Raw genomic sequence first — 16,341 nt, forward strand, 5'->3', positions numbered from 1 at the left:
AATTCAAATGTTAATGCGCCACTCGTAGAGGTAAAAACTGCAGATCCGTTAGCGGCAATCATTCCTGCTAAAGTATCTGTACTTGCGTTCAAGTTACTATCATATATCTGTGGAGAGGCAGTATTAGGACCATCATAAATATTAAGAACATCGAAGGTTCCAAATATATTAAACGACAAAAATTCAACTTCTAGATCCACACCGGTCAAGGTCGTTGTAGTGGTACATCCACAGTTAGGATAATCTCCTGAATTTCCTGATGATGTTGTTGTACAGTCACCACCCGGACCTCCATTTACTCCATCAGATGGGTCATAGAAAAAATCTCCAACAACAACCGCAAAGGTTTCGGTCGCTCCCGCTGTAGGGATAATGTTCGCCATCATATTGTTGTTCTGAGATGCAAAATGACGTTTTAATGCTGCTATTTCTTCAATAGTGAAAAGCTGATCAATTTTTCCTGTTTGATGACCCATCGCAGCATAGCGATCCAGTAAATCATCCAAAGAAATTCCAGTTTGAGAACTAGCTGCAACTGATGCCGCCAAAAGTTCTTGTTCAATTTCCAAAGCCGTGTTTGTATTCTTATTATACGGAGCCGGTTGGAAATACCTAGTAGTATTTACGTTTTCCATATTCCCAGCACTAAGCTTCTGTACTTTTGTTATCTCTGTCGCTTCCTTAGCGTCTATGGCCGTGGAAGTAGCAGATGATTGCAAATTCTGAGCATGTACTGTAGCCGTTAAGCAAAACAGTAAACACCATAAAAAAGTAATTTTTTTCATAATAAATTAATGGATTGATTATTGTTATCTTAAATATACTAAAGATTATAACATGTTCAAACAAAATTCGACAAGCAACGTTCTTTCCACGACCAATACCACATTAAATTTGTCAAAAAAAAGAAACCTGCCCTTTAGTATCCTTAAAAGCAGGTTTTTATAAATAATTTCAAGAAATTTTAAATCATTGTTTTTCCATAAAAGATTCCATGACCTCATTACTTACTCCCATATTCGAAAATCCTCCGTCGTTGTATAAGTTCTGAAGCGTGACCCGTTTGGTCAAATCACTAAATAAGGTCACCGTATAATTGGCGCAATCCAAGGCAGTAGCGTTTCCTAATGGTGACATTTTTTCTGCATACGCTATAAAACCGTCGAAACCCTTCACACCTTGACCGGCTGTTGTTGGCGTTGGAGATTGAGAAATTGTATTCACCCGTACTTTTTTATCCTTTCCGAAGAAATAACCAAAACTCCTCGCAATAGATTCTAAATAGGCCTTATTGTCGGCCATATCATTGTAATCGGGAAATACACGTTGCGCCGCCATATAGGTGAGTGCAACAATGCTTCCCCATTCATTCATCGCATCTTTTTTATACAATACGTTCATGGTCTTGTGAAATGAAACCGCCGAAACGTCCCATCCTTTATGAGTCCAATCGTAATTCTGGTCTGTGTATTTCATTCCTTTTCGAACATTCACCGACATACCAATAGAGTGTAGTACGAAATCTAATTTCCCACCCAAGATCTCAGTAGCTTTATCCACTAAGTTTTCAAGGTCTTCCATACTCGTAGCATCGGCTGGAACAATTTCCGACCCTGTCTTTTCGGCCAAGGCATTTATTTGTCCCATTCGCATAGCAATGGGCGCGTTGGTAAGTACAAACCTACCTCCTTCTGCATGCACCTGCTCTGCTGTTTTCCACGCAATAGAATTTTCGTCCAATGCCCCAAAAATAATTCCTCTTTTTCCTTTTAATAGATTATAAGCCATATCTTCTTAATTAGTATGAATGCTCTTTTGTATATTTTACCGTTGAAAACAAAGATACATTTAATTCAATAATTCTTTTGCGTGGGCAATTGCCGAATCGGTCACTTTTTTTCCTCCAATCATCTGCGCTATTTCTACAATACGCTCATCTTCGTTTAGTGTTTTCAATCTGGTAACTGTAACCGCTTCATTATCTTCCTTGTATACCTTAATATGATGTTCGCCTTTGGCGGCGATCTGTGGTAAATGCGTAATACTGAACAATTGCATGGACTTACTCATCTCGCCCATAATAGTTGCCATCTTATGTGCAATCTCCCCCGAAACACCCGAATCAATTTCATCAAAAATAATAGTTGGCAACTTCTTATACTGTGTCAATACTGCCTTAACCGCCAACATGATCCTGCTTAACTCTCCGCCCGACGCCACCTTTTTTAACGACCCAAATGGTAAGCCTTTATTTGCTGTGAACAACAAATCCAAGGTGTCGGTGCCTATTCTTCTAAATGCTTCTGAAGGTGTCAACACAAACTGAAACTGTGCATTGGGCAGTCCTAATTCCTTTAAAAACGATTCTAATTTCTGTTTTAACTGCGGAATGGCTTTTAGGCGTTTTTCATGAAGTGTTTCGGCCGTTTGTAAGGCACTCCTTTTGGCTTCTGAAAGTTGTTTCTCCAGTTCCAAAATACGTTCGTCCATGGTAAGGGTTATATCAATCTTTTCTTCTAATTCGGTCTGAAGCCCTAACAATTCTTCAACCGTAGCCAAACTGTGTTTTTGTTGTAACTTATATAAGGTCTGCAGCCTATCATTTACCTCTTGTAACTTCTGCGGGTCTGCTTCAACATTCCCAACCAATTCCTCGACTGTTTGTTCGAGGTCTTCCAATTCAATAATAGCACTGTTCAATCTATTCCACAAGGCTTCATATTCCGAAGAAAAACTACGCAGTTTTCCCAAGCTAAGTCTCGCCTCCTTAGCCGTGTCCAGTGTACCAATCTGTTCTTCAGAAAATAACCGATGAATCTTCGCAAGCGACTCCTGAATTTCTTCCGAATTATTTAAAGTTGCATAGGTTTCTTCCAACTCCTGTTGATTCAATCGCTCTAAGTCGGCTTCTTTTAATTCGTTGTATAAAAAGGTATTATAGTCCAATTCTTTGGTTGCAGTTTCCTTCGAATTCTTCACTTCCAAAAGTGTTGTCGACAACTTCTTAAAAGATTCCAATTGCAACGCATACTCCCGTAGCAACCCCAAATTGTCTGCCAACACATCGATGACCTCCATTTGAAATGCTTCGGAAGATAAAGTAAGGGTTTCATGCTGACTGTGTATATCCACCAAATGAGGTCCCAAGGCCTGTAGTTGATGCAGTGCAACCGGTGTATCGTTTATAAACGCTCTGGATTTTCCACTCGGTAAGATCTCACGACGAATAATTGTATGCGATTCGTAATCCAGCTCGTTTTCCTCAAAAATGGGTTGTAAATGGTAGTGATCAATGGCAAACTCGGCTTCGATGACACACTTTTTAGTAGCATCTTTAACACTGCTTACATCTGCCCGTTTGCCCAATACCAAAGATAAAGCTCCAAGTAGAATCGACTTTCCGGCACCGGTCTCACCCGTAATTATGGTCAGTCCCGAATTAAAATCAACACGGATATCATCGATGAGTGCATAATTCTTTATGGCAAGGGTTGTAATCACAAATGGAATTTAAAGGTATAAAAGCAGCGCGCTTATATAGCTTCTAAAGTAACAGAGTTTTGATTCTCTTGCAAGAAAAAAGAAAGGATGTTTAAAACTTAATTTCAGTCCAGTTGTTACGCTTGGTAGGAGCCATTCGATTTAAATTCTCGATCAAGGCGGCTATTTCCACCTGAGGTCCTCCACTAAATACCGCCTGTATCTCGTCGCTCTTGGCATCAAAAAAGGTACGTAACAAGAATGAATTAGGTCTACGGTCATTAATGCCTTTTAAGGTGGCGATGGCATCGATGATCTTCAACTTGGCGTCTCTTTGATTCTGACTCATAAGATCCAAGCCGTTGAGATGGTATTCATACATGGCAGTATGGAATTCTTTATAGACCGAAGACAACATAGCATCATTATATCGGTAACGGGATTGGTTGCCGTCTGTAGGTCTCCAGCCTGCATAATTGCTCGATGCGGCTGTATTAATAATTTGCTTTGCTACTTCAAAATATTCCTTTCCACCATCGGGTTCAAAGGTATCTGCATCCAGGCCAATGATCGTATACACATGATAGGCGATCACCGATATCAGGTTCGATTCGAACGTATTGATATTAAAATTGAGTGGTTGAAATTCGGTATACTTAAAACTGAATTGTCGGTCGTTGTAATTGTAAATCGGACTATCATAGGTAGACCCGAATATAGGTCGTGAAGACTGCACCTGAATCGATCCGGTAAAGGTATCTCCGCTGTATTCGGAAATCACGATCGACATATTACAATCGATACGTTCCTGGTTCAGATAGACCTTATCCGTCCATTTTGTGTTGTTTAAAAACTCGGTAAGTTGTTGTTCCAATGTCGCAAATACCTGCTGATTGGGTTGACCTGTCTGTTGCGCATCAATGACAATGGTACAGTTTAACTCTTGGGCCTGTAACGCATAGGTAGAAATTAAAAACGAAAGAAAAAGGAATAATCTACGCATGAAGTTGTTTTATAATATGTTGTAAAATGTCTTTTGCTACTTCGGTTTTTGGTTTAACTGAAAAAGGGATCACTTTATTGCCCTTTGTCACCAAAGTCACTTTATTGGTGTCTGACTTAAATCCGGCACCTTTATCATTAAGCGAATTTAATACAATTAAATCTAAATTCTTTTTTTTGAGTTTGCTTTTTGCGTTTTCCAATTCATTCTCCGTTTCCAAAGCAAAGCCTATCAACAATTGTTTTTGTTTAATCTTCCCCAATGAAGCTAAAATATCGTCGGTCTTCTCCAGTTCAAGGGTAAGAACCGAATCCTTCTTTTTAATTTTTTGATCGGCCACCCTCTTGGGGCGATAATCGGCTACCGCGGCACTCAAAATAGCCACATCACAGTTGTCAAAATGCGCATGAGTTGCTTCGTACATTTCTTTGGCCGAGGTCACGGGGATGAGTTTCACCGCATTGCGCTTCAAATGTACATGTGAGGGTCCCGAAACCAAAACCACTTCAGCTCCCAAATCGGCCGAAACTTCGGCCAATGCATAGCCCATTTTTCCACTGGAATGGTTTCCTATAAAACGTACCGGATCAATGGCTTCGTAGGTGGGTCCGGCCGTAATCAAAATCCTCTTTCCACGTAGTGGTAAGGATTTCAGAATATCATTTTCAAGGAATGAAACAATGTCTTCCGGTTCGGCCATACGCCCTTGCCCCACCAAACCACTTGCCAACTCACCAAAGGTCGCGGGAATTTGAATATTTCCGAAGCTACCCAATATCTCAAATGTCTTTTTGGTAGACGGGTGTGTATACATGTCCAAATCCATGGCTGGCGCGTAATACACCGGACATTTCGCCGAAAGATAGCAGGCCAACAATAGATTATCACAGGTCCCTTGAGACATTTTTGACAAGGTATTTGCCGTAGCCGGAGCTATTATAAAATAATCTGCCCAAAGGGCTAACTCAACGTGGTTATTCCATTGGGCATTTTCATCTTCTTCGTTCGTAAATGAAGAAAAAACTTCGTTCTTTGAAAGTGTGGAAAGGGTTAAGGGGGTTACAAATTCTTTAGCTGAAGGCGTCATCACTACCTTCACATTGGCACCCGCCTTTACTAATAAACGCACTAGAAAAGCCGATTTATAAGCGGCAATACCGGCTGTTACGCCTAGTAGTATATTTTTACCGCTTAACACAGACATTTTTAATTATTTATCGAGTTCGCTCTCTTGAGTGTTGCGATAGTAGATCTTATTCTCCAACCACTCTTGTACGGCCAAAGCATGTGGCTTAGGCAATTTCTCGTAGAACTTGGAAACCTCAATCTGTTCTTTGTTCTCAAAAATCTCTTCCAGGCTATCGTTATAGGTAGCAAACTCATCTAGCTTCTCGAGTAATTCCTTCTTGATATCACCATTGATTTGCGTAGCTCTTTTGGCAATAATCGAAATAGCCTTGTAGATATTCCCGGTTGGTTCATCTATAAGGTTTTTATCAATAGTAATCGTATTGATAGGTGCTTCAGAATTTTTAATATCGCTCATAAATTCTATTTTAAACTTGTCGTTTCTTCTAAGGTTCGTAATCGTAATTGTATGTCTTCCGAAATCTTGTCGGCATCTGCCTTCAGGTCACTGTCTTTATAATATTTCGCAAAATTATTGTAATACACCTGCGCTTGCTCCAATCGTTCAGGAACTAGTTGAGGAATACTGTTTATCGCCAGTTTATAGGCGGCTTCTATCCTTCCGAAGAAAGCTTCTTTACGGAATTCAGACCCCGGATTGTCGGTGATAAAATTATCGAAGGCCGCGATGGCTGCTTTATAATCGGAGATACGAAGATATTGCTTCGCCACTTCAATTTCTTTCTTTTCTTTTTTGTAACGCAATTCCGAAACCAAGGTATTGATCTCTAATCTATGTTCGGAATTGGGATATGAATTGATAAATTTTTGCAGTTTTTCTAAACCGGTATCGGTATCTTTTTGATCCAATGAATAGCGCGGGGACAATTCATAATAACTTCTCGCCGAACGGTAGGAAGCCAACTCTACACTGTCACTCTTCGGGTAGGAAGTTTCAAAACGCTCAAACTGATAGCCTGCCAAATAAAAGTCCTCCAAATTATAGAACGTATTTGCATACATGAACATCAATTTCTCTGCCTGTGGTTTTCCGCGATATACCGGAACAATCTGCTCCATCAATTGCAATGCTTTTTTATATTTTCCTATTTGGTACAATGAATCTGCCATGGCATACTTTTGCCCCGAATCATCGCCACGTAGCACCTTTTGATACTGGCTACAGGACATAAATAGTAAACTTACAAATAGAATTAAAAGGCTGGCTCTCATATATTTAAAAAACATCGTGCAAAAGTAGTGAATTATACGTGATAATAAAAACTTATTATCTGGCTAAAATAGGACAAGAAACACGGGTGATCCCACATGTTTTGAAAAAATTAACGCACCATTTCCATTTTCTGAATTAAAAACCATCTACAAAAGCATCAATTTTGGCGCGCAATGCCTCGCTAACGCCAACCAATGGCAAACGAACCGTGGCACCACAGATCCCCAATTTATCGAATACCGCTTTGATCCCGGCCGGATTTCCTTCGGCGAAAATATAATCGATCGCCGGTGCTAATTTGTAATGGATCTTATAGGCATCATCTACCTTTTTATTCAATCCCAAATGTACCATTTCGGAGAATTCCTTCGGAAATCCTTCTCCTATGACCGAGATAACCCCAGCTCCGCCGGCCAAAATCATAGGTAGCGTGACCATATCATCGCCGGATATTACTAAAAATTCCGCAGGGCAGCCGTTTATCAATCGCATGGCTTGTACAATATCACCTGCTGCTTCCTTGATCGCAACGATACTTTCAAAATCATTTGCCAGCCGAATAACGGTTTCGGGCAACATATTAGAAGCCGTACGACCGGGCACATTGTATAGGATAATAGGCTTTGGGGCCATTTGGGCGATGGCCGCGAAATGTTGATAGATCCCCTCTTGCGTAGGTTTGTTATACATGGGAGATACCGATAGAATCGCGGTAAAGTCCGACAAATCACGCGTTTGCATCTCCTCAATCACCTCTTGCGTATTATTTCCACCAATTCCCAACACCAATGGCACTCGGTCATTGTTCGTTTCCACTATGGTATCGATCACAAGCTGTTTCTCCGTTTTAGATAGGGTGACGCTCTCGGCCGTTGTCCCCAGGACCACTAGATAATCTATTCCATTGTCTATATTAAAGTTTACCACCCGCTTCAATCCGGCCACATCCACTTTAAAATCTTCCGTAAAAGGAGTAATCAAGGCAACACCGGTTCCAATTAGTTCTTTCATGATATCTTTTTTAGAATCTTTAAATATTTTTTTAATTCGGTTTTGAATGCCGAAATCTCCTCTGGTTCGATTTCAATAATCAAATCGTAGAACCTTGGATCGGCTCTCGCGACTCCCACTTTAAACTTTGCCTTGCTCGCAGAAACCATAAGGTCCAAAAATTCATGCGACCCTTTGTAATAGCCTATCAATACATCAAAAGGCATTTCGAGGAATTCGCGGGCATTTTGATTGTGAATTTCCCCTTTCCAGGTAAAGTCTTTGTGATAGATTTGGTTTTGACGTAAGGATGGAAGTTTCTGTTTGGTTGGCAGAAATGAAAATACCTTTACATCCTTGCGTTGAATTCCTAAAAGCATTGAAAAATCATACAATTCTTCAAAATCCTGAAACTCGCTTTCGTCCACCAATAATCCCAATTTTGTAAGAGGTTCGTTTACCTGTGACGCATCCCTTTGCCGAATGTTCCTTTCGGTCTGCTTTTGAAGTGATTTTTGTTTGAGTTTTTTGAACATGAATTCTCGCCTACCAGGCTGCAAAATTACGTAATTAGAGTATTCTTTCCCTGAAGTTTAAGAAATCATTTGCAAAAATTCGTCCTCACTTATAATAGGTATTCCCAAATCATCTGCCTTTGTTTTTTTACTCGGCCCCATATTCTCTCCGGCGACGATATAGTTGGTCTTACTAGAAATAGAACCCGAAATTCTACCTCCGTTATCTTCAATCAATTTCTTTAATTCGGTTCGTGATACCTTTGTAAATACACCTGAAACAACAAAGGAATTACCCGTTAATTTATTGGTCTGATTTGCCAGTTTCTCTGCCGAAATTTCTAGCTGAACTCCATAACTTTTTAATCGTTCAATTATCGATCTGTTTTTTTCTTCGGAAAAGAAAGCAACGACACTTTCGGCAATGCGATCACCAATCTCATCGACCTCGATCAATCCTTCAGCCGAAGCTTCCGCCAAGGCAGTAACACTTTTGTAATGCTTCGCCAGTTTCTTTGCAACGGTTTCCCCAACATATCTAATTCCCAAGGCAAACAAGACCCGCTCAAAAGGAATTTGCTTGGAAGCCTCAATTCCGGCCACAAGGTTTTCGGCACTTTTTTGAGCCATGCGTTCCAAAGGAATCACTTGATCAATAGTAAGTTCGTATAAATCGGCATAATTTGAAATCAAACCATTATTCACCAAAAGAGCGACCGTTTCAGCGCCCAAACCTTCAATATCCATGGCTTTCCGAGAAATAAAATGCTGAATACGACCAATAATCTGTGGCGGACATCCTTCGGCATTCGGACAATAATGTTGCGCTTCTCCTTCCTTTCTAACCAATGCTGTTTGACATTCGGGACATTCGGTAATATATTCTGTTGGTGTCGACGCCTGACTTCGGAAATTCATATCCACAGCAATAATCTTAGGAATGATCTCTCCCCCTTTTTCAACAAATACAGTATCACCTTCCCGTATATCAAGCTTCGCGATTTGATCTGCATTGTGCAAGGAGGCGCGCTTCACTATTGTACCTGCCAATTCAACGGGTTCCAAATTTGCCACGGGCGTGATAGCACCCGTACGGCCTACCTGGTAGGTGATCTCCTCTAAGATCGTAGCAACCTGTTCGGCCTTGAACTTATAGGCCATGGCCCAACGAGGTGACTTAGCGGTATACCCTAACTCTTCCTGCTGTTGTATACTGTTTACCTTTACCACAACGCCATCGGTTTCGTAGGGTAATTTGTGACGCTGCACATCCCAGTAGTTGATAAAGGCCAATACCTCATCCATACTTTTGGCGAGTTTGGCCTCCATAGGAACTTTAAAACCCCACTCACGCGCTTTTTTAAGACTTTCGAATTGCGTCTTTATAGTAGGACGTTCTTCTTTGATGCTATAGAGTAGACATTCCAAAGGTCGCTTGGCTACTTCACTGCTATCCTGCAGTTTTAAACTACCCGAAGCCGTGTTTCGGGGGTTTCTATAAGGCTCTTCCCCAATATCGATCCGTTCGGCATTCATCTTTTCAAAACCGGCAAAGGGCAATACAATCTCCCCTCTAATTTCAAACAAGGGAGGATAATCCCCTTTTAATTGAAGCGGTACCGACTTGATGGTTTTCACATTGGTGGTAACGTCGTCACCCTGAAAGCCATCCCCTCGCGTAACAGCTCTTACCAACTTTCCTTTTTCATACGTCAGGCTCATCGATGCACCGTCGTATTTCAATTCACAGGTGTATGTCACCTCTGCATCAATTACCTTTTTGATGCGCTTTTCCCAGTCGAGTAAATCCTCTTTCGAATAGGAGTTGTCCAAGGAATACATACGGTAGGTATGTGCTACTGTTTCAAAGTTTTTGGTCACTTCTCCCCCAACCCGAAGCGTAGGTGAATTGGCGTCATAATACTCCGGATGAGCGGCTTCTAGCTCCTGTAGTTCCTTTAATTTAATATCGAATTCGTAATCGGATATCGTTGGATTATCAAGAATGTAATAGTTGTAATTATGTTCACGAAGTGCATCGCGTAGCTGCTTGATCTTTTGTTCCATGTTCATACAACAAATATAAAAATTGTATTGCTTCTGGATTGGGTAAAGTTCATTGAATATTAACAAAAAAAGGCTCCCCATTTGAGAGCCTTTTTATTCAATTACATTCAGAATTAATCCTCCAAAAATATTTTACGCGCTAGTGCGGCACAAAGTCCTCCTGCAACAGGGGCTACTATAAACAACCACAATTGCTGCATCGCCATACCGCCTGCGAATAAGGCCGGACCTAAACTTCGAGCCGGATTCACCGAAGTTCCCGTAATAGGAATCACAACCATATGAACAAGTGCCAATGAAATACCGATAGCCAATCCTGCCATCATAGGTGATGCATTCTTCGCTGTGGTCCCAAAAATAACCATTAAGAATAAAAAAGTAAATACAAACTCCGCGATAAAGGCAGATTTCATATCGTATTCGCCTAGGTAACCGGTTCCCCATCCATTACTTCCCAAGCCCCATTCGGGCATGACAAATCCGGCACTGCCGGTGGCCAGTACATATAATAATCCGGCCGCAGCAACGGCACCTATACATTGTGAGATCACATAGCCAAGCGTGTCCTTTCCAGAAAGCTTACCTGCAGCAAGCATAGCGATAGAAATAGCCGGATTGATGTGACATCCCGAAATTGGCCCGATGGTATAGGCCATCACAACAACAGAAAGTCCAAATGCCAGAGCGATCCCAAGTAAACCAATTCCTTCAGGTCCCGATTGTGACACACTAGCAATAGTCGCTGCACCACAACCAAATAATACTAAAGCGAAAGTTCCCAGACCTTCCGCAAAATACTTTTTTGATGATTTCATACAAGTTGAGTTATTAGTTAATCTCCTAAATGTACTTTATCATATTTTTTTAAGGGTGAAATTGTTGAAAAAAGGGTAGAAATAGTTGATAACTTAGAGCTTAGGCCCTGTCCTCACTAAGCCAACTAGGAATATTCGGGGCTTTAAAATTTGACATTTTTTGAAGTAATCCGGACACGGTAGTATCTACCAAAAGCAACTCGTAATTTTCCAAGGAAACAAATCCTTTTCTCACCATGGTTTCTAAAAGTTGTAATAAATCATTGTAAAAACCATTACAGTTTAACAGTCCGATAGGCTTGGTGTGTAATCCCAGTTGTAGCCATGTAAGTATTTCGAATAACTCTTCGAGGGTCCCTATGCCGCCGGGTAAAGCAATAAAACCATCACTGAGTCGCTGCATTTTTAGCTTGCGTTTGTGCATATTCTTCGTGGTGATCAACTCGGTTAATCCCAAATGCACGACTTCTTTTTTCTTTAGAAATCCGGGGATTATACCAATTACTTTCCCATTGTTATCCAAAACCGATTTCGCCAAAGTACCCATCACGCCAATCTTTGCAGCACCGTATACCAAAGTAATGTCTCGCTCTGCAAGCATGCTACCCAGCTGCACAGCTGCATCGGTAATAGCTTGATCATTTCCATCACTACTTCCGCAGAAAACACAAATGGTTTCTAGTTTAGGCATGGTTAAAGGCTTTTATCATTCGATCTTTTCCGAAAATATCTTGCTTCACTTCAATTTGCTTAAATCCTTCTTCGCGAAGTAAGCTTACCATTTCTTTACTAAGATACTCATTAATCTCGAAGTAAAGAATACCTCCGGGATTCAAACCGGTTTTTGCGAGTCGGGAAATCTTTCGATAGAACAGTAAGGGATCCGAATCTGAAACAAAGAGCGCAATGTCCGGTTCATGCTGAAGTACATTTTTTTGCATGGCCGCCTTTTCCTGTTCCCGAACATATGGCGGATTGGATACTATTATATCGAATTGCTTCGGAAGGGTTGTCAATTCTAAAACATCTTGCCGTTTTAAATCGACCTGAACCTTATTCCGAATCGCATTCTCTGAAGCTACTTCTAGTGCTTCCGAAGAAATATCTATCGCCGAAATACGTGTTTGCGTTAAATGGTGGGCAAGGGATATGGCAATACAGCCCGATCCGGTTCCAATATCCAATAAGGTACCGGGCGTTGGGTGTTGGGTACTAGAATCCTGAATAATCCAGTCCACCAGTGCTTCGGTTTCGGGACGAGGTATTAAGGTATGCCTATTCACTTTAAAAAGTAAGCCGAAGAATTCGGCTTCTCCTATTATATATTGAATGGGTTCAAATTTTTCTAAGCGATCCATTGCTTTCGAAAATTTTAAAACCGCTTCTTCAGTAAGCTCTTTCTCGGCTTGCAATGTGGTTTCCAGACGTGTCATCTTCAGAATGTGTTGCGCCAGCAAGCTAAAAAAAGATTGAAGCTCTTCCTGTGGATATAGCGAATGTAGGGCTGAAAAAAAATCGGATTTTAGTAAAGAAACCTTCAAACTTATAAGTCTTTTATCATATGAACTCCACAGGCGTGATGACCTGTATCTCCCATGGGGCCGGACAAATATTGAAATCCGTAGCGTTGGTACAATTTCTGGGCTGCTTCCATATACGACATGGTTTCCAAGTAGCATTTTTCGTATCCCATTTCACTGGCTTTTTGCAAACAAATATCGATCATTTGAGTACCTAGTCCCCTCCCTCTTGCTTGGGGAAGAAAATACATTTTTTGCAATTCACAAACCTTGCCATCGTAATTATCCAACTGTGCAACACCTCCTCCACCAATGAGTGTTCCGTTCTCTTCCAGCACAAAATAGGCGGCATTTTTTTTATCATAGGCTTCAAACATGGCATTCAAGGCTGCATCGGCATAGGCAGTGCCCACCTTTGGTACACCAAAATCCTCTAAGACACCGCGAATGATACTGGCAATTTGTTCGTTTTCTTTTTTTTGAATCGGTCTAATAACGGCTGTATGCATCTAACTAATTACTTGTATTTTTGCGAAGTGAAGATACACGAAAATTATATGATGCGTTGCATCCAATTGGCCAAAAATGGACTGGGTACTACCTATCCAAATCCGATGGTGGGTTGTGTCATTGTTCACAGTGGTCGAATCATTGGCGAGGGTTGGCATATGAAAGCCGGAACAGCACATGCCGAGGTAATCGCTATTGAAAGTGTGGCAGATACATCCCTATTACAAGCGGCAACCTTATATGTGTCTTTGGAACCTTGTAGTCATTTTGGTAAAACACCACCTTGTGCCAATCTTATAGTCTCAAGCGGAATCAAAAAAGTGGTTATAGGAGGTATCGATCCCAATCCAAAAGTAGCCGGTCGTGGTATTCAGAAACTGATGGAAGCCGGTTGCGATGTTACCGTTGGTGTGTTGAACGACGCCTGCGAAGCACTCAACAAACGCTTTTTTACATTTCATCAAAAAATACGTCCTTTTATTGTACTAAAATGGGCACAGACGCAGGATGGGTTTATGGCCCCTAAAAATGAGCTTAGAAGTGCCGAAAAAAAACCGTTCTGGATTACCAATGCCTATTCGCGACAGTTCACCCATAAAATGCGTTCGGAAGAACAGGCACTCTTGGTGGGTACCCATACGGTGCTGGCAGATAACCCAAACCTCACTACAAGAGACTGGCAAGGGAATTCCCCGGTTCGAGTGGTGTTGGATCGAAATTTAAAGATTCCCAAGGGTGCTTCGGTATTCGACGGAACCGTGAAAACAATTGTTATTACTGAAGTGGAGACGAATTCAACTGAAATGCTACACTACGAAACGGCAACCTTTTCAGAAGACCTTCCGAAGCAGCTCTGTGCAATTTTGTATCAACACAACCTGCAATCGGTTATAATTGAGGGTGGTGCCCGAACGCTTCAGTCATTTATCGATGCGCAGCTTTGGGACGAAGCGGTGGTTTTTACAGGAGCTGTGATATTCCAAAACGGATTAAAAGCACCTACATTTTCAGGAAAATTAATTTCAGAAATCACTTTAAAGGAAGATATTATGCATCGTTATAAAAACCTAGCGGATTGATCTATTTAGCACTTAGCATTTTAGCCTCTACGTTCATCTTTATCATTTTTAAACTGTTTGAACGTTTTAAAATAAATATTTTTCACGCCATAGTGACTAATTATCTAGTCGCCTGTGCTTGCGGGTTAATAGCCTACGACGCACCCCTCATCCTATCTGAGTTGCCACAATTTGATTGGTTTTACTACACCCTGGCATTGGGTGCCTTTTTCATTGGAATCTTCAACCTAATGGCGATTACAACGCAGCGCAGTGGAATTTCGGTAGTATCGGTTGCCACCAAAATGAGTTTGGTTATCCCAATACTGTTTGGTCTTTTTTACTACAAGGAAGCCATGGGAATTTTAAAAGTTGTTGGCATTTTGATGGCCTTAGCGGCGGTATACCTTACTTCAATTAAGGCCAAAGAGGGCTTGAAAATAAAAAAAAGGAACCTCATTTTTCCTGCATTGGTTTTTTTGGGAAGTGGAATTATAGACACCTCGATAAAATATTTGGAAGAATCTTATGTCGCCGAAAAAGATGTCTCGCTATTTAGTGCTGTGGTTTTTTCGGCTGCAGCGTGTATAGGGCTTGTCATTTTAGCCTTACAGGGTGTCGCCGGAAAATTTAAATTTCAGTTTAAGAATGTGATAGGTGGTATCGCCTTAGGAATTACAAATTACTTTTCATTGTACTTTCTGGTGTTAGCACTAAGGAGTGGAATTTTAGAAAGTTCCGGAATTTTTACGGTCAACAACGTGACGATAGTACTATTGTCTACCCTATTGAGTATCATACTGTTTAGAGAAAAGTTGTTGCCAAAGAACTGGATTGGTATTTTATTAGCCGTTGTGAGTATTCTTCTTGTAGCACTTGCCCGAATGTAATGACACTTCAAAAAGACACCTATAAAACTATTAGCAAGGCTTCTCCTGAGGTACTCTTTAAAGACCGTGGCAGCAAGTTTTTTGGTTTTGCGTTTCCTGTAACTACCGAAGATCAAATTAAAGAGCACATAGACAGACTTAAAAAAGAACATTACAATGCACGGCATTGGTGCTATGCTTGGCAGTTAGGCAAAAACTACGAAAACTATAGGGCGAATGACGACGGAGAGCCATCAAACAGTGCCGGTATGCCCATCTATGGACAATTGCAATCTTTTGAAGTCACCGATGTATTGGTGGTGGTGGTACGCTATTTTGGAGGCACCAAGTTGGGCGTGGGTGGATTGATCAAGGCGTATAAAACTGCTGCACAAATGGCTTTGGAAGCTTCACACATTGTAAAAAGAACAATAAACGAGCATTTCTATTTACAATTTGAATATCCGGAAATGAATACGGTCATGCGTATCTTAAAAGACGAAAATCTTCACATCGTAGATCAAAAAATGGAATTAAATTGTCAGATCGAAATTTCGGTACGCAAAAAAGATGCAAATCGCATCTTTGATCTTTTCGAAAATACCTACAAGGTAACCATCAAAAAATTAGCTATTTAGTCTAAGGTTTCTTTCAATTTATTCAACAGATAATCAGGTGCCTTTTGTAATTTTTTTGTGGTGCTATTTACAAAAACCAAGGCGGTAGCTGCCGATACCAAAAGTTGACCCGATTCATTGTGTATTTCGTAGTCGAATTCAATTTTAAAAGTAGGAATTTTCCTTAGCCTAGTAGTAACGGTCAAAAGATCGTCATAATAGGCCGGAGCTTTATAATCAATATTCAAGTTAATTACCGGAAGGTGTATGTTGTTCGCTTCCATCCATTTATACGAAAAGCCCAATTCCCGTAGCCATTCGGTTCGTCCTTGTTCCAAAAATTGTGCGTAATTTCCGTAGTAGACAATTCCCATCTGATCGGTTTCCCCGTATCGGACTCTTAATTTTGTAAGATTTTTTTTCACAGATTTACTTTTAAAAAGGGAACTTTTTTTCGTAGCTTTGGACTAGTTACAGTATGCGAAAAAAAACTACAAATTCAATACCCATTCTATTTTTTTTTTCATTTTTTTGT

Annotated in this window: 18 protein-coding genes; 3 read left to right on the plus strand and 15 right to left on the minus strand. The window is 40.7% G+C overall.

The features are described from left to right. The 14 genes from K8F54_RS00390 to K8F54_RS00455 form a co-directional block, all read right to left on the minus strand. On the minus strand, window positions 1-719 hold a 719-nt coding region (locus K8F54_RS00390), incomplete at its 3' end, for a hypothetical protein (protein WP_290785459.1). Between the two features lie 250 nt (window positions 720-969). After that, window positions 970-1,788 carry an SDR family oxidoreductase gene (locus tag K8F54_RS00395; protein WP_290785462.1) on the minus strand — a complete coding sequence of 273 codons (819 nt, stop codon included), beginning with the start codon at window positions 1,786-1,788 and terminating at the stop codon, window positions 970-972. Between the two features lie 60 nt (window positions 1,789-1,848). Beyond that, on the minus strand, window positions 1,849-3,501 hold the full coding sequence (gene recN / locus K8F54_RS00400; RefSeq protein ID WP_290785465.1) for a DNA repair protein RecN: 1,653 nt from the start codon (window positions 3,499-3,501) through the stop codon (window positions 1,849-1,851). Window positions 3,502-3,592: 91 nt separating this feature from the next. After that, on the minus strand, window positions 3,593-4,483 hold the full coding sequence (locus K8F54_RS00405) for a DUF4835 family protein (protein WP_290785468.1): 891 nt from the start codon (window positions 4,481-4,483) through the stop codon (window positions 3,593-3,595). Further along, the gene (gene coaBC, locus K8F54_RS00410; RefSeq protein WP_290785471.1) at window positions 4,476-5,687 is read right to left on the minus strand and encodes a bifunctional phosphopantothenoylcysteine decarboxylase/phosphopantothenate--cysteine ligase CoaBC; all 1,212 of its coding nucleotides are present in this window, start codon (window positions 5,685-5,687) and stop codon (window positions 4,476-4,478) included. Before coaBC ends, K8F54_RS00405 begins: the two co-directional genes overlap by 8 nt. Window positions 5,688-5,693: 6 nt before the next feature. Then, window positions 5,694-6,029 carry a DNA-directed RNA polymerase subunit omega gene (locus K8F54_RS00415; protein ID WP_290785473.1) on the minus strand — a complete coding sequence of 112 codons (336 nt, stop codon included), beginning with the start codon at window positions 6,027-6,029 and terminating at the stop codon, window positions 5,694-5,696. A gap of 5 nt (window positions 6,030-6,034) precedes the next feature. Beyond that, on the minus strand, window positions 6,035-6,859 hold the full coding sequence (bamD, locus tag K8F54_RS00420; RefSeq protein WP_290785476.1) for an outer membrane protein assembly factor BamD: 825 nt from the start codon (window positions 6,857-6,859) through the stop codon (window positions 6,035-6,037). Between the two features lie 121 nt (window positions 6,860-6,980). After that, window positions 6,981-7,856, minus strand: coding sequence for a 4-hydroxy-tetrahydrodipicolinate synthase (dapA, locus tag K8F54_RS00425; RefSeq protein ID WP_290785479.1), 876 nt, complete (start codon window positions 7,854-7,856; stop codon window positions 6,981-6,983). After that, window positions 7,853-8,371: a hypothetical protein gene (locus K8F54_RS00430; RefSeq protein ID WP_290785482.1), complete on the minus strand. Its 519-nt coding sequence runs from the start codon at window positions 8,369-8,371 to the stop codon at window positions 7,853-7,855. The genes dapA and K8F54_RS00430 overlap by 4 nt, the downstream gene beginning before the upstream one ends. 57 nt (window positions 8,372-8,428) lie before the next feature. After that, complete coding sequence (gene ligA, locus K8F54_RS00435; protein ID WP_290785485.1) at window positions 8,429-10,423, minus strand: NAD-dependent DNA ligase LigA; 1,995 nt, start codon at window positions 10,421-10,423, stop codon at window positions 8,429-8,431. 107 nt (window positions 10,424-10,530) lie between these two features. Beyond that, a complete protein-coding gene (gene aqpZ, locus K8F54_RS00440) occupies window positions 10,531-11,232 on the minus strand; it encodes an aquaporin Z (protein WP_290785488.1) in 702 nt (233 codons plus the stop codon). Window positions 11,233-11,332: 100 nt separating this feature from the next. Then, window positions 11,333-11,923, minus strand: coding sequence for a TIGR00730 family Rossman fold protein (locus tag K8F54_RS00445; protein ID WP_290785491.1), 591 nt, complete (start codon window positions 11,921-11,923; stop codon window positions 11,333-11,335). Beyond that, on the minus strand, window positions 11,916-12,773 hold the full coding sequence (gene prmC / locus K8F54_RS00450; protein ID WP_290785494.1) for a peptide chain release factor N(5)-glutamine methyltransferase: 858 nt from the start codon (window positions 12,771-12,773) through the stop codon (window positions 11,916-11,918). Before prmC ends, K8F54_RS00445 begins: the two co-directional genes overlap by 8 nt. 2 nt (window positions 12,774-12,775) lie before the next feature. Then, window positions 12,776-13,261, minus strand: coding sequence for a GNAT family N-acetyltransferase (locus K8F54_RS00455; protein WP_290785496.1), 486 nt, complete (start codon window positions 13,259-13,261; stop codon window positions 12,776-12,778). Window positions 13,262-13,288: 27 nt separating this feature from the next. On the opposite strand from K8F54_RS00455, the gene ribD reads away from it, so the two are divergent. From ribD to K8F54_RS00470, 3 genes are read left to right on the plus strand one after another with little or no spacing between them, the layout of a single operon-like run. Continuing rightward, on the plus strand, window positions 13,289-14,341 hold the full coding sequence (ribD, locus tag K8F54_RS00460) for a bifunctional diaminohydroxyphosphoribosylaminopyrimidine deaminase/5-amino-6-(5-phosphoribosylamino)uracil reductase RibD (RefSeq protein ID WP_290785498.1): 1,053 nt from the start codon (window positions 13,289-13,291) through the stop codon (window positions 14,339-14,341). Continuing rightward, the gene (locus K8F54_RS00465) at window positions 14,338-15,210 is read left to right on the plus strand and encodes an EamA/RhaT family transporter (protein ID WP_290785501.1); all 873 of its coding nucleotides are present in this window, start codon (window positions 14,338-14,340) and stop codon (window positions 15,208-15,210) included. Before ribD ends, K8F54_RS00465 begins: the two co-directional genes overlap by 4 nt. Continuing rightward, window positions 15,210-15,827 (plus strand): YigZ family protein, encoded by a 618-nt coding sequence (locus tag K8F54_RS00470; RefSeq protein ID WP_290785504.1) that lies wholly within the window; start codon window positions 15,210-15,212, stop codon window positions 15,825-15,827. The genes K8F54_RS00465 and K8F54_RS00470 overlap by 1 nt, the downstream gene beginning before the upstream one ends. Here K8F54_RS00470 and K8F54_RS00475 read toward each other — a convergent pair. Further along, the gene (locus K8F54_RS00475) at window positions 15,824-16,231 is read right to left on the minus strand and encodes a thioesterase family protein (protein ID WP_290785506.1); all 408 of its coding nucleotides are present in this window, start codon (window positions 16,229-16,231) and stop codon (window positions 15,824-15,826) included. The genes K8F54_RS00470 and K8F54_RS00475 overlap by 4 nt on opposite strands. Window positions 16,232-16,341: the final 110 nt, after the last annotated feature.

This window comes from Altibacter sp., from assembly GCF_019913785.1.
GTDB lineage: Bacteria > Bacteroidota > Bacteroidia > Flavobacteriales > Flavobacteriaceae > Altibacter.